This window comes from Bacillus sp. SG-1 (assembly GCF_000181495.1).
Classification (GTDB): Bacteria; Bacillota; Bacilli; order Bacillales; family Bacillaceae_B; genus Rossellomorea.
The window spans coordinates 1-14,326 of record NZ_ABCF01000064.1 but is presented as its reverse complement, the minus strand read 5'-3'; the positions used below and the strand labels follow the sequence as shown (position 1 = coordinate 14,326).

14 protein-coding genes are annotated in these 14,326 nt (G+C 39.9%); 12 read left to right on the top strand and 2 right to left on the bottom strand.

Annotated elements, in window-relative coordinates; genetic code table 11:
* The 9 genes from BSG1_RS16260 to BSG1_RS16220 all read left to right on the top strand — a co-directional run.
* The coding region (locus BSG1_RS16260) for a YneB family resolvase-like protein (RefSeq protein WP_006838246.1) at window positions 1-420 on the top strand (420 nt) is incomplete at its 5' end.
* A gap of 119 nt (window positions 421-539) precedes the next feature.
* On the top strand, window positions 540-773 hold the full coding sequence (locus tag BSG1_RS16255; RefSeq protein ID WP_044023043.1) for a DUF896 domain-containing protein: 234 nt from the start codon (window positions 540-542) through the stop codon (window positions 771-773).
* Window positions 774-1,123: 350 nt separating this feature from the next.
* Window positions 1,124-3,130 carry a transketolase gene (gene tkt / locus BSG1_RS16250; RefSeq protein WP_006838244.1) on the top strand — a complete coding sequence of 669 codons (2,007 nt, stop codon included), beginning with the start codon at window positions 1,124-1,126 and terminating at the stop codon, window positions 3,128-3,130.
* A 212-nt stretch (window positions 3,131-3,342) separates the two neighbouring features.
* Complete coding sequence (gene sirA / locus BSG1_RS16245) at window positions 3,343-3,783, top strand: sporulation inhibitor of replication protein SirA (protein WP_006838243.1); 441 nt, start codon at window positions 3,343-3,345, stop codon at window positions 3,781-3,783.
* Between the two features lie 121 nt (window positions 3,784-3,904).
* Entirely contained in the window at window positions 3,905-4,120 is a 216-nt protein-coding gene (locus tag BSG1_RS16240; RefSeq protein WP_006838242.1) for a YneF family protein, read from the top strand.
* Between the two features lie 367 nt (window positions 4,121-4,487).
* Window positions 4,488-5,633, top strand: coding sequence for a CamS family sex pheromone protein (locus BSG1_RS16235; protein ID WP_044023042.1), 1,146 nt, complete (start codon window positions 4,488-4,490; stop codon window positions 5,631-5,633).
* Window positions 5,634-6,214: 581 nt separating this feature from the next.
* Window positions 6,215-7,963 (top strand): ABC transporter transmembrane domain-containing protein, encoded by a 1,749-nt coding sequence (locus tag BSG1_RS16230; RefSeq protein WP_006838240.1) that lies wholly within the window; start codon window positions 6,215-6,217, stop codon window positions 7,961-7,963.
* Window positions 7,964-7,968: 5 nt separating this feature from the next.
* Window positions 7,969-9,765, top strand: a complete 1,797-nt coding sequence (locus BSG1_RS16225) for an ABC transporter ATP-binding protein (protein WP_006838239.1) — start codon at window positions 7,969-7,971, stop codon at window positions 9,763-9,765.
* Window positions 9,766-9,864: 99 nt separating this feature from the next.
* Window positions 9,865-10,497: a hypothetical protein gene (locus tag BSG1_RS16220; RefSeq protein ID WP_006838238.1), complete on the top strand. Its 633-nt coding sequence runs from the start codon at window positions 9,865-9,867 to the stop codon at window positions 10,495-10,497.
* Window positions 10,498-10,610: 113 nt separating this feature from the next.
* On the opposite strand, the gene BSG1_RS16215 is transcribed toward BSG1_RS16220, so the two are convergent.
* Window positions 10,611-10,811, bottom strand: a complete 201-nt coding sequence (locus BSG1_RS16215) for an aspartyl-phosphate phosphatase Spo0E family protein (RefSeq protein WP_006838237.1) — start codon at window positions 10,809-10,811, stop codon at window positions 10,611-10,613.
* A 269-nt stretch (window positions 10,812-11,080) separates the two neighbouring features.
* Between BSG1_RS16215 and BSG1_RS16210 the strand changes: the two genes are divergently transcribed.
* The 3 genes from BSG1_RS16210 to BSG1_RS16200 all read left to right on the top strand — a co-directional run bounded on the left by BSG1_RS16210 (window position 11,081) and on the right by BSG1_RS16200 (window position 13,247).
* A complete protein-coding gene (locus BSG1_RS16210) occupies window positions 11,081-11,788 on the top strand; it encodes a cytochrome c biogenesis CcdA family protein (RefSeq protein ID WP_006838236.1) in 708 nt (235 codons plus the stop codon).
* Between the two features lie 124 nt (window positions 11,789-11,912).
* On the top strand, window positions 11,913-12,272 hold the full coding sequence (locus BSG1_RS16205) for a response regulator (protein WP_044023041.1): 360 nt from the start codon (window positions 11,913-11,915) through the stop codon (window positions 12,270-12,272).
* A 495-nt stretch (window positions 12,273-12,767) separates the two neighbouring features.
* Window positions 12,768-13,247, top strand: a complete 480-nt coding sequence (locus BSG1_RS16200; RefSeq protein WP_198008248.1) for a CcdC family protein — start codon at window positions 12,768-12,770, stop codon at window positions 13,245-13,247.
* A 384-nt stretch (window positions 13,248-13,631) separates the two neighbouring features.
* Here BSG1_RS16200 and BSG1_RS16195 read toward each other — a convergent pair whose 3' ends face one another.
* Window positions 13,632-14,060, bottom strand: a complete 429-nt coding sequence (locus BSG1_RS16195; protein ID WP_044023039.1) for a DUF2621 domain-containing protein — start codon at window positions 14,058-14,060, stop codon at window positions 13,632-13,634.
* Window positions 14,061-14,326 lie beyond the last annotated feature (266 nt).

Below are 14,326 nucleotides of genomic sequence, written 5' to 3'. Positions count from 1 at the left end.
CGTATCGGAAGGGGAAACGCTAAGATTGCCCTCATTCACTGCATAATGAAAGAAGGCGTAAAGATCTTCAGCATAGCCCATAACGGAGAACTTCATCTCTCAGAATCTGATTCCATGGTCTTACAAATTGTAAGTATGGTAGAGGAGCATCAGAGAAAACTTCACAACTTGAAAATCAAACGTGGAATGAGAAGAGCTGTGGAAAAAGGGTATGAACCTCACAGAAACTTAAAGAATAGAGGAAACATAGAAGGACGAGAAAGAATTGAGGTTCCCGTGGAAGAGATAGTCAGGCTAAGGGACAATAAGCTGACTTTTGCCGAAATTGCAGCTACGTTGAGAGGCTTCGGCTACAACATATCCAAAGCTACGGTTCATAGAAGATATCAAGAGCATATAAGCTCTTCACCAGATACATGAAACTTGTTTTTTCTCTCTATTTCTAGTAACATGTCGATATTAAATCGGAATTCAGATTAGATATAGGCACTGGTCTAGGTGCTTTTTTATACTCGACAAAAATGAGAGGGGAACAAGTTATGCTTTCGAAGGATAAAATGGCAAGGATTAATACACTGGCCAAAAAAGCCAAAGCCAAAGGGTTAACACCTGATGAGGCTAAAGAACAATCAAAATTAAGAAAAGAATATCTCGAAACATTCAGAAATTCCATGAGGTCTACAATTGAAAATACAAGAATGTTTGACCCCGAAGGAAACGAAGTAACTCCAGAAAAAATTAGAGAAATACAAAAAAATAAAAAGTTGCATTGATAATAAAATTAAACGAGCTATCAAAAAGTATGCATCTTGCATGCTTTTTTCTTTTATCTCAATTTATTGAGTTGGAATCAGGGTATTAGAGCAATAAAAAGGAGCATTCTATAAAGAGGGGGTATCATTAGGTTAAAACTCCATTCTTTGTAGGGGATTCGAAAAAAATTCCTTGTGTATTATGAATGATGAAAATTATTTTCGCGTCAAAGAAAAGGTTTTCAAATCAACAAAGTAAGCGTTTTCTGTATTTGTTGGAAAGGAATCGGGGCAAACAAATCGTTTGTATAAACTCCATAAGAATATTAATATTAACAAGTAGTAACTGAAAAAAGGAAGGATGTTGATTAATGTTTGATAAAACTGATCAATTAGCCATTAATACAATTAGGACGCTTTCAATTGATGCGATTGAAAAAGCGAATTCTGGACATCCGGGTATGCCTATGGGTGCTGCACCGATGGCATATGCGTTATGGTCCAAAATCATGAATCATAACCCTAGAAACCCTGAATGGGCAAACAGGGACAGATTTGTTCTTTCAGCTGGACATGGATCTATGCTCCTGTACAGCTTGCTGCACCTTTCAGGTTATGATGTTTCAATGGACGATTTGAAACAGTTCAGACAGTGGGGAAGCAAGACTCCAGGGCACCCTGAATATGGACATACTCCTGGCGTTGAAGCAACTACTGGACCTCTTGGCCAAGGCTTCGCAATGTCTGTTGGTATGGCCATGGCTGAACGTCACCTGGCATCTGTTTACAATCGTGACAACTACAACATAGTTGATCATTATACATATAGCATCTGTGGTGACGGAGACTTAATGGAAGGTATTTCTTCTGAAGCAGCTTCCCTGGCAGCACATCTTAAGCTGGGCCGCTTGATCGTTATGTATGATTCTAATGACATCTCTTTAGATGGTGATTTGGACAGGTCCTTCTCTGAAAATGTAAAAGGTCGTTTTGAATCATATGGCTGGCAGTACATCCGTGTCGAAGATGGAAATGATACTGAAGCTATTGCTAAAGCACTCGAAGAGGCAAAGAGTGATGAGAATCATCCAACACTGATCGAAATCAAAACGGTTATCGGTTACGGTGCTCCTAATAAATCAGGTAAGTCTGATGTTCACGGCGCCCCGCTTGGTGTAGAAGAAATGAAAATGACAAAAGAAGCGTACAAATGGACCTTCGAACAAGATTTCCATGTTCCTTCCGAAGTCCAAGACCGCTTCAAAGAACACATCGTTGATACGGGTGAGAAAAAAGAACAGGAATGGAATGAGCTATTTTCTCAGTATAAAGAAAAATATCCAGAACTTGCAGCGCAATTTGAATCTGCAATGAAAGGTGAACTTCCTGAAGGATGGGATAAAGACATCCCTGTCTATGAAGAGGGAAGCAGCCTTGCCAGCCGTGCTTCTTCCGGAGAAGTGATGAACGCAGTTGCCAAAAATATGCCTTCATTGATTGGTGGTTCTGCAGATCTTGCCGGTTCCAACAAAACAATGATAAAAGGGCAGAAGGATTTTACACCTGAATCTTATGAAGGCCGAAACATCTGGTTCGGTGTTCGTGAATTTGGGATGGGTGCAGCTATGAACGGTATGGCCCTGCATGGAGGAATAAAAGTATTTGGAGGAACATTCTTTGTATTCTCTGATTATTTAAGACCGGCAATCCGCTTGGCTGCCCTTATGGGACTTCCAGTAACATATGTATTCACACACGACAGTATCGCTGTTGGTGAAGATGGTCCTACACATGAGCCGGTTGAACAGCTTGCGTCATTAAGAGCGATGCCGAATCTTTCTGTCATTCGTCCTGCAGATGGAAATGAAACTGCCGCAGCATGGAAAACTGCTTTGACTTCTAAAGATAAACCGACAGCGCTTGTATTGACCAGACAAAATCTTCCTACTTTAAAAGGTACAGATGCCAAGGCTCAAACAGGTGTGGAAAAAGGTGCTTATGTTGTTTCTCCTGCTGGGAAAGAACAGCCTGATGCACTTCTGCTTGCATCAGGTTCTGAAGTAAGTCTTGCTGTGGAAGCTCAGGCAGTACTTGCAAAAGACGGTCTCGCTGTTTCAGTCATCAGCATGCCGTCATGGGATCGATTTGAGCAGCAGTCTAAAGAATATAAGGAATCAATCATTCCAAAAGCGGTTAAAAAACGCCTTGCCATTGAAGTGGCTTCTCCACTTGGCTGGGACCGTTATGCGGGAGATGAAGGGGACATTCTTGCCATTGATGGTTTTGGTGCTTCCGCTCCTGGTGAAAAGATCATGGAAGAGTACGGTTTCACTGTAGAAAATGTTGTTTCTCGTGTGAAAGCGCTGCTTGAAAGATAATAAATATATCATTTTAATCGAAAGCTGCTGTTTTTCAGCAGCTTTCCTTATATCGATACAGCTGTGTCTCTCAGAGAGAGTTTCATTAGCTTTGTCACTGAATTGTTAACATCCTCGACAAAACTAGTGGAACTTTTTAACAGCATTCTACAATCTTAACTCCCCGTGTTCTTTATACTATTAAAAAGGACAAGCTAAGGGGAGGAAGAGAAATGAAATCCTACCGACTCTATTGGATTGAAGATGAAATTGCTGAGTATTTTTACGGCAGAGAACGGTCGTTTTTCAATTTGTTCCGAGAGAGTAAATATGCATATGGAAATATGAAAGAAGTTGTAAATAAGCAGATACAATATATAACCCGGACGATTCCTTTTCTGCCTTTTAATCGAGCTATTTCACAAGCTCTGGCAGCGAAGAGAGAATACATTCAAAACGGCAATCAGTTTTATATTGAATCTCCCTGCGGAAAAAACACGGCTAAAATCTTTGTGCTGGATAAGTATATAGAGGTTAATATACAGGGGCACAGTAATTGGGAAGCCTTCATATTTGAACTGTTAAGAAAACTTGATGGTCGTCTCCTTGCTATTGATATTGAAAATGAACAATATGGCTGGTTAAAACCGATAAAGGTAAGAAAATACATTTGATTATTTTGACATATTTTCAAGATCTCTTATAGTTAATAGAGAAATTTAAATTAAGTTATTGTATAATCTTCCTTGGTTTAGTACACTTTTATAAGGACAACATGAAGGAGGAAATAGAACTATGTTTTGGCAATTTATTCTAGTCGGTGTTCTGGCTGCTTTAGCTGGAGTAGCGCTAGGATTTTTCATCGCTCGTAAATATATGATGAGCTACCTTAAGAAAAATCCACCAATCAATGAACAAATGTTAAGAATGATGATGATGCAAATGGGGCAGAAACCTTCCCAGAAGAAAATCAATCAAATGATGAACGCAATGAACAAGAATATGAAATAAGTGATAAAGCACTCTGAACAGGGTGCTTTTTACTTTCTCAAAAAATCTCCTTTGCCAATAAAGTTTGTGGTTAGTGGATATTGGTGCCCCTCTTTTAAGAGGAAGGTGTGTAAAATCCTGCGGGATGCATACTATTTATCAAAGGAATGGTTAAGAAAAGAGATTTTATTTAATACCCTAGTACCTTTAACTAGAAAGACTCCCCAGCCTAATCACTTCTGAGGCACATGCTCTAAGAAATCTATCAGTACTTTTGTCTTGAATAATGAGATTATTTATATCACTATTATGATGAGGATTAAATATGAAGTGACTGGTCTACACCGGTCTTTTTTTATGCTAAAATAATGGTCGGAGGGAGACCTAAATGAAAAAACGACTAATTCTAACAAGCACTGGATTGATGGTGTTCTTATCCGGTTGTACCTTTTTGGGTATGCCTGACAAATCGGAAAATGAGAACACTAATTTGGTGACACAGCAGAGTACATCTGAAAATGAAACAAATGAGTACTTAAGATATAAAGTGAAATCATCTGTTTTTAGTGAAAATAGAGAGCTGATCACGTATCAGGTGAATAATCGCGTTGATATGAATGAAATTGAAACAGGCCTCATGAGTTTGTCGGAAGAGTATTTCCCAGCGGATAAATTTGTGTATCAAGAAGGTCAATTTTTAGAGGGAATTGGCAGTTGGATACGCAGGGAATCAAATGATGAACTGGGACTGAACCCTGCCATTGATGTAACGGAAGAAATGGGCTGGGAAGAAGTTATGGAAATAAGCAAAGAGAATCCAATGTACCTCGGATATGTCCATGAACAAAATTATGTAGACCAAAAAGGAAACTTGAAAGGTATATCAATAGGTCTCGCCATGAAGTCAGTGGACTATATCTCTGTTAATGATAATCTGGGCCTGAAACACTTTGATACGAAAGAGATTTCTGAAAAGAAAATGATCAGTGAAGGCAAGAAAATGGCCGAAACAATCATTAACCGCGTTAGACAAAAAGAGAATTTGAATAATGTTCCTATCGTTATTTCTCTCTATCAACTCGAAAAGAAAAACAGTGTCCTCCCGGGCTCATATTTTACATATGCCTATTTGGATGCTAATGATAATTCGATCAAAAAATGGAGAGAAATTGAAAAAAAGGATTTCCTATTCCCATCGGGTGATGCAGAAGAGCATGACCGAGTGGTTTCCAACCGTCTTAAAGGGTTAGAAGAAGATATGAATTCATTCTTTAAGGACCGGACCATCCAGTTAGTTTCCAAGGGGACTTATATTGATAATGACCTGCAGAAGATGGTTATCAATGTTAATACGGATATGACGAAGTATGGAGAAATTGTCGGGTTTGTCCAGGCGTTCACTCCTGAAATTCAAGACTTCTTCCCGCATGAACCGATTTATATCTATGTAAAGACACCTGACGGAACTGCGGCTACTGTATTGATCGAACCTGAGGAAGAGCCTTCAGTTCATATACATGATAATGTTAATTGATAAAAAAACGTGCGTAGCTGCACGTTTTTTTTTGTCCTTGTGTGTTCTGTGAGTTTTCTAAATGTGCCCCTAGAACGTGAGTATCCCTAATGAAGGTATACGATTAGTGTCTAAACGTACCCCTAGAGCAAGAGAATGGCCACTGAAGGTAAACGATTAATGTCTAAACGTACCCCTAGAGCAAGAGAATGGCCACTGAAGGTAAACGATTAATGTCTAAACGTACCCCTAGAGCAAGAGAATGGCCTCTGAAGGTGAACGATTAGTGCTTAAATGTACCCTTAGAGCGTAAGTATTGCCCCTGAAGGTAAACGATTAGTGTCTAAATGTGCCCCTAGAGCGAGAGAATGGCCTCTGAAGGTCAACGAATAATGCCTAAACGTGCCCTTAGAGCACGTTTATTGACTTAGTCAAAGCGGCCCCCATAAATAATAAACATCCCTATCATATGACCAAAGCCGAAGAAGTCTGTTTACTTTTGACACGTTAAACAATTCAACTAAAAAATCTTTTATTTTATAATTTTGTAAAATTTGCTAAAATTAAGAGTCGAAAAATTTCTGGATTCGGAGGAATACATCATGAAAGTCTTTCTGGATTTGATGTGGTTTTTTAAACAAGAAAAGAAATCTTATCTTACGGGTATTGCAGTCCTGCTTGTTGTTGCAGTACTTCAGCTCGTTCCCCCGAGGCTTATAGGGATTGTCGTTGATAGTATCAAACAGGGTGAACTGACTTCTGCAGAACTGCTGCAATGGGTGGGCATATTGGCAGCTGCCGGCTTGAGTATGTATGGACTTAGGTTTATATGGAGGATCATGATCTTTGGTTCTGCTGTAAAGCTTTCCAAATTGCTTCGGAACAAACTTTATCACCACTTTACGAAGATGACACCTTCCTTTTATCAAAAAAGGCGTGTCGGGGATTTAATGGCCCATGCCACAAATGATCTTCAAGCCATACAGATGACAGCCGGGCAGGGGGTTTTGACATTTGTGGATTCCCTCGCAACGGGAGGATTTGTCATTATTGCGATGGCAGCCACGATCAGTTGGAAGCTGACTTTGATTGCCTTGATACCGATGCCTTTTATGGCCCTGTTGACGAATTATTACGGAACATTATTACATAAGCGTTTTCATAAAGCGCAGGAAGCATTCTCTGACTTGAACGATAAGACACAGGAGAGTGTATCAGGGATTAAAGTCATAAAGACTTTTGGGCAGGAGAAAGAAGATATTGAATCTTTCCGATCCAAATCAGAGGATGTCGTGCAGAAGAATATTTCTGTTGCAAGGGTTGACTCCTTATTCGACCCTACCATCTCCATCATTGTCGGGATTTCCTTCTTTTTATCGGTCGCTTTTGGTTCCAGATTTGTCGTAACAGGCGAGTTGACGATAGGTGAACTTGTATCCTTTACCACCTATTTAGGGTTGCTGATTTGGCCTATGCTGGCTTTTGGGTGGCTCTTCAACATCGTCGAAAGAGGCCGTGCTTCTTATGACCGTGTGTCCAGCTTGCTTTCGGAAAAAGTAGAAATTGAGGACAGTGAAGATGCGTTGGATGTAAGACCTACAGGAGACATTGAATTTAATCTTGAGCACTTTACTTATCCTGATGAAGAGGAAACCGTGCTTAAGGATATTCATTTTACTTTAAGAAGGGGAGACACGCTCGGGATTGTCGGAAAAACTGGGGCAGGAAAGACGACTCTGTTAAAGGTTCTCATCAGGGAATTCGAGGACTATCAAGGCACTGTCAGGTTTGGTGGACGGTCCATAAAAGACTATAAGTTAGAAAAACTTAGAGAGTCTTTGGGATATGTACCTCAAGATCACTTTCTTTTCTCTGCCACCATTGCTGAAAACATTGCTTTTACCAATCCCACGGCAGTTCAGCAAACAATAGAGGATGCTGCTTCATTGGCACATATCCATGAGGATATAAAAACATTCACTGATGGATATCAAACAGTTGTGGGTGAGCGCGGAGTTTCATTGTCTGGCGGACAGAAACAACGGATCTCGATTGCCCGGGCCCTCCTGATGGAACCGGAAGTGCTGCTGCTTGATGATTCTCTTTCAGCAGTTGACGCTAAGACGGAAGAATCCATTCTAAAAGCATTGAAAGAGAATCGCCAAGATAAAACGACTATTATTACTGCTCACAGGCTGAGTGCAATCCAACATGCCAATTTGATCCTCGTCCTGGATAATGGAGAAATCAGCGAGAAGGGAACGCATGAAGAATTGATGAAGAATGATGGCTGGTACAGGGAAATGTATTTGCGCCAGCAGTTAGAAGAATTAGTAGAGCATGGAGGATAAAATCTATGGAAAAGACAACTACCATGTCAGCAAAAGAACAGCGTCACGTTTTAAAAAGGTTATTGCGTTATACCATACCGCATAAAAAATCTATTTTCCTTGCGTTTTTTCTATTGGCATTAACGACTATCGGCGATGTTCTTGGACCATATCTGATTAAAATCTTTATTGATGACTATCTTACCCCAAGGAACTTTCCGTATGAACCGCTAGTCTGGCTGGGCGCAGCTTTTCTTGGCATCCAGATTTCCAATGTCGTCATTTCCTATTTTCAATTGTTGAAGTTTCAGGAAATTGCACTGAAAATCATCCAGCAGTTGAGGGTGGATGTCTTCTCAAAAGTTCAAAACCTGGGAATGAGATACTTTGACAGGACGCCTGCTGGAGGAATTGTATCAAGGGTGACAAACGATACTGAGGCCATTAAGGATATGTTTGTCAGTGTGCTTGTGAGCTTCATCCAAGGGAATTTCCTGATCATAGGGATATTCACCGCTATGTTTATTTTGAATGTCAAGCTGGCACTATTCTGCCTGTTCATCCTGCCTGTATTATTTTTCATAATCAAAACGTACAGGAAGTACAGTTCCATTTTTTATCATGATTTGAGAGAGCGCTTGAGCCAATTGAATGCCAAGCTGAGTGAATCTCTGCAAGGAATGGCGATTGTTCAGGTTTTTCGACAGGAAAAAAGGTTAAGAAAAGAGTTTGATGACATCAATGAGGATCACTATAAAGCAGGGATGCGGAACATAAAAATGGATGGGCTGCTCCTTCGCCCGGCCACCGATTTAGTTTATACGGCGGCTCTGATTCTAGTATTATCATACTTTGGCATATCCTCTTTTAACAGTCCAGTCGAAATTGGTGTTCTATATGCTTTCATCAACTATCTTGACCGTTTCTTTGAGCCCGTTAATAACGTGATGACGAGACTGTCGATGTTTCAGCAGGCAATCGTTGCCTCTTCTCGAGTGTTTACCTTACTTGATGAAAAAGAGGAGTCCCCTGCTCAAGACACAAACAGCAAAGGGCAGATAAAAGACGCAGAGATCGAATTCCGGGACATCACTTTTTCCTATGATGGCCAAAAGGATGTACTGAAAAACATCTCGTTTACTGCTAAGCCCGGCGAAACAGTCGCTTTGGTCGGACACACAGGGAGCGGCAAAAGCTCCATTATAAATTTGTTAATGAGATTTTATGAGTTCAGTAGAGGGGAAATTCTCATTGACGGCAAGTCGATAAAAGATTATCCAATGGAAGAGCTGAGGGAGAAGGTTGGTCTCGTCCTGCAAGATCCATTCTTGTTCTATGGAACCGTAGAAGACAACATTAAGCTGCATGCAGGCGACATGACCGATGAGGAAGTGAGAGCGGCCGCAGAATTCGTGCAAGCTCATACGTTTATCGAAAAGCTTCCTGATGGTTATTCCCACAAAGTAGTCGAACGCGGGTCGACTTTCTCCAGCGGTCAAAGGCAGTTGATCGCTTTTGCCAGAACGATTGCGACCAATCCTAAGATTCTGGTGCTGGATGAAGCGACTGCCAATATCGATACAGAAACGGAAGACGCCATTCAGCAGGCTTTGGCCAAGATGAGAAAGGGCCGTACGACCATAGCCATTGCCCACCGGTTGTCTACCATCCAGGATGCAGATTGTATCTTGGTGCTTCACCAGGGTGAAATTGTCGAAAGAGGAAATCACCAGGAGCTTCTTTCCCAGAAAGGGCTGTATCATAAAATGTATCTTCTGCAAAATGGCCTTGTTGAAGGAATTGAAGATGCCGTAAGTTCATAACAGAAGAAGGTAGCCGTAAAGTACGGTTATCTTCTTTTTTTGTTTAACAGTCCCTTTTCAGGTGTAAAGGTTACTATATATTGATAGGGAGGCAAAAGTATGAAAAAAGCTGCAATTTCACTGGGGATCTCGTTGTTGACATTAGCAGGGTGTGGAACGATTGAAGAAAGCACGGAAGCTAACCCGGCAGAAGCTGAAGCAGTAAAAGAAATTCAACAGGAAAACTTTGTAACTGAAACTCCCGACACTAAAGTAAATGGCAGCACTGACAATGATTCTGATATGAATAAGGAAAAAGCTGAGAATGTATTAAACCAGTACAAAGGACTGTTTATGGAAGTGATCAACGAGGGATCGCAACTTGAAGAATATGAAAACAAAGATGAAATCATCCAGCACTTTTCATCAATCATGACAACCGAATACGCTGAGAGCCTCGTGGACTTATACATCAAAGAAGAAAATGGTGAGCTGTCAGTAGTGGCAACAGAAACGCCGATCTGGCTGCAGGAGGATCAGGAATTCGACTTGGAAAAAGTAACGGATCAAGAGTATCACGCTGTTCAAAATATCGATAACCAGTTAAGAGGAAAGAAAGGGGTTATCTTCACTTTGGTTATGGAGGAAGGTTCCTGGGTTGTGGCGGATGTAACAACAGGTCAGGTTGAAGAGGAAGAAGAACAGTATAAAACAGGAACAGATGACAGAATGGAAGATAGGGATTCTAAATAGAAGATATTTTAAAAGGTTCTAAATTATGTTCCCCGCACAAGGGACTGCCCGAGGATAGCAAATATAGTTTAAAAAGGCAGAAGCGATGCTTAATCGCTTCTGCCTTTTCGTTTTTACATAGTTACCTGCTTGGCAACCAAAGATTTCGCTATGGATGAGGTTTTAATGAATTTACGGTTATAATGGTTCAGAAGAGTGTCAAGTTCTTGACTGTACTTTATAGCCAGAGGTGAGTTAAGACCATTAGCAGCTGCAATGTCTATTAACTGGGCACGTTTTTTTTCAATTCGATCTAGTAGCTCTTGTTTACACATGGCCTTAAGTCCTTTCGTGAGGAATGTCTCTCAAATTCTACTAATAATTGTAACTCTTAAATAATAGTATAGCGAAAAGGAGCTTTTTTTAAAAGAATTATTCACATTTTTTATGAAAAAAGTAAGGAACTGTAAGGGGAAGGGTAGAAATATGCATTAATTTCGCGCTCATTCCTTGTACACAAATTGTTCACAGGAGTTTAACACCAATGTGTCTAAGATGTCTGATACAATGAAAAAATAAAGTAAAATTACTAGGAGTTGGGCTTATGGGTGATATTAATATATTTTTGGCTTTCGGTGCTGGATTTCTAAGCTTCATCTCACCGTGCTGTCTGCCGCTCTACCCGGCATTTTTATCGTACATAACCGGGATGTCAGTGAGTGATTTAAAAAATGAAAACGTCAAACTTCAAAAGAGAAGCTTGATTCATACCATCTTATTCCTTATTGGATTTTCTTCAATATTCGTCGTCCTGGGCTTCAGTACGACTTTTCTTGGAAACGTCCTTTTTCAATATGAGGATATCATTCGCCAGGTTGGGGCCATTTTTATTGTCATATTCGGACTGATGGTCATTGGGGTATTCCAGCCTCAAGTCCTTATGAAAGACAGAAAGTTTGAATTCAAAAACAGGCCTGCAGGCTATGCAGGATCGGTATTGATCGGGATGGCTTTCGCTGCAGGGTGGACACCTTGCACTGGTCCCATACTGGGAGCTGTCATATCCCTTATCGGGACGAATCCAGGCTCAGGCATGATTTACATGACCTCTTATGCCCTTGGATTTGCAATTCCGTTCTTAATCCTTTCCTTCTTCGTCGGCAAGATGCAATGGATCAGAAAGAACAATGCGAAAATCATGAAAGTCGGCGGATATATTATGATTCTTGTCGGAATCATGCTCTTTTTCGACTGGTTGACGGCAATAATCATCTTCTTCAGTAAACTGACAGGTGGATTCACTGGATTTTAATTGTAAATATTACACATCGGGATTGATATTACCTTAGAAATAATGCTATATTTAGATAATAATCAGAAAATTAATAAACACAGCAGAATTTCCGTTTCCAATGCTGGAAAAAGGAGGATCACCTTTGGCAACAGTACTAATAGTGGACGATGCTAAATTTATGAGAATGGCGCTTGGAAACATGCTTCAGAACAGTGAGCATCAAGTAATAGGAGAAGCGGAGACAGGCTTCCAGGCAATTGAACAATATAGGAATCTGCAGCCTGATATCGTCACAATGGATATCACGATGCCGGAGATGACCGGTATAGAAGCTGTAAGACAAATCATCAAAGAATACCCAGAAGCAAAGATTATCATGTGCACTGCAATGGGCCAGCAAAAACTGGTAGTTGAAGCAATCGAAGCCGGTGCTAAAGACTTTATCGTCAAACCTTTCGATGAAAGCCGTGTCGTTGAAGCAATCAATAGAGTATTAAATTAGTGTTTTAAATCTCCCCCGCAACTGAAAAGGCTGCGGGGGAGATTTGTGTTCATTGGAGTGTGAGGATTGGGTGGGTGTCATTAGTGGTTATAGCTCAAATGCCAGGTTGAGATGTGTATTTTTGCTGTCTATGAGGCACACTGGATACAATAGTGGCTTTATGAAAGGCTCATGAGGCCCCCTGGTTGAAAAAGAGGTAGCAATAGTGGTGCCATCAGAATAATTTGAAGGACCCGCCAGTGTAAATGGAACACATGTGAAAACGAATTTCTTTGTGGATTACTCTATTAGCCAAGGTGTGGGTTAGTGATTTTTGTAATTTCCCAACCGCTATGTTCACTTATGTTTCCTTTTTCGAGAAAGAGTTGTTAACCTATTCTCTATAGCAGCCTGCCAATTGCTCATATCCCTGACCCGGCCCTTGCGCTTTTGGTGTAATAGTCTATAATTAGTGACGACAAAGTAATTTATTTATAAAGGATGATAGAGATGTCAATGACGATTGCTTCATCCATTATTGCGATTTGCATGGGGTTTTTTGTGATATTTATTCGAATGAGAGCACAGAAGAAGCCTGTAACGGCCAAGAAGATCATTCTGCCTCCGATATTTATGAGTACGGGTGCACTTATGTTTTTTATTCCTATGTTTAGGGTGACGTTGGCAGAAGTTGTAGAGGCTTTGGTTGTCGGTATGATTTTTTCTATTTTCCTCATCAAAACATCCAGTTTTGAAATTCGTGATAATGATGTTTATCTGAAACGATCAAAAGCGTTTGCCTTTATTTTAATCGGTTTATTATTAGTTCGGATTGCAGCAAAGCTAATACTGAGCAATAGTATAGATTATGGACAACTCAGCGGAATGTTTTGGATCCTTGCGTTTGGAATGATTGTTCCGTGGCGGATAGCTATGTTTCTGCAGTATAAAAGGTTGTTGAATGATAAAGATGACCTGACAACCAATACGATTTAAGAAAACCGGTAACCTGTTTTAGGACAGGATGCCGGTTTTTTTATCACAATAAAGGATTTGAAGTAAAGGGATAGAATTTATTCTGACATTGACATGTTTCACTCATGATTTTTCTCAGCGTTCAATGTGCCATCTTTGCAAATTTTAGCGCTTTGAAGTTTTAGCATTAGTAAGGTGAAAATCCTTCGCTAACTACGTTTCTTTATGGCACCGGTTGATGCTTTATTTATGATCTAAAAAAAGGTTGAACAGGCAAGCCCTGATTCAACCTTTTTTCTTCTTATATTTTTTATAAATGACAAGTCCTGCTCCAAAAAAAATGATATATAGAATGATAGGGATGATTAAAATTGCACTCATATTGTTTTTATCCTTTCCGTCCTTCTAAAACAGATGTTCATATGGGGCTACATCAATGTTCATTTCATCCAATTTTTTTCTTAGAAATTTATGATCCCTTTTAGGTGTTGCCAGGATATATCCCCGTATAATCAGTTCTTGAGAAATTGAAGATACTTTCTCTTTCAGCGCAAGTTCGCCTATCTTCCCGGCAATTTTTTGTTTTGCTACATCTCTGAACAGTTCCGGAACAGGTGATACAAGTTCATTTAAAATATCTTTTTCTTTTGGCCCCCATAATTGATGCGTTTTATCAACATAATATTCTTCCCAATCCAAATCAGACCGTCCATCTTCTTTCGGCATGCGTTTCAGGAATTTTCGGAACATGAAAAATCCGCCGATGGCAAATAAAGAAATAAGGATGACGACCCAGAAAAGAATAAAGATTAAAAACCAGCCTTCTAATTGCACGTTTTTCACCTCATAATTCTTTAAAAACCCAATTATCGTCTTTCATTATAGACAAGGGAAGGGTGGGTGACAAGTATCTGAACAGATTTTATCCGTAATAAGTGATATCCTTTAGTACTTTAAAGCGCTGCCAGGGACAGTCCCTCTTAGTGCTTTAATGTGTTAAAGATTTTTTTCTTAAAAAACACAATGAAATTATCCCTTTTTTTAAAAGAGGTGGTATACTGATATCAAGAATTATTGTGCGAAAATTGAGACAAAAGAAC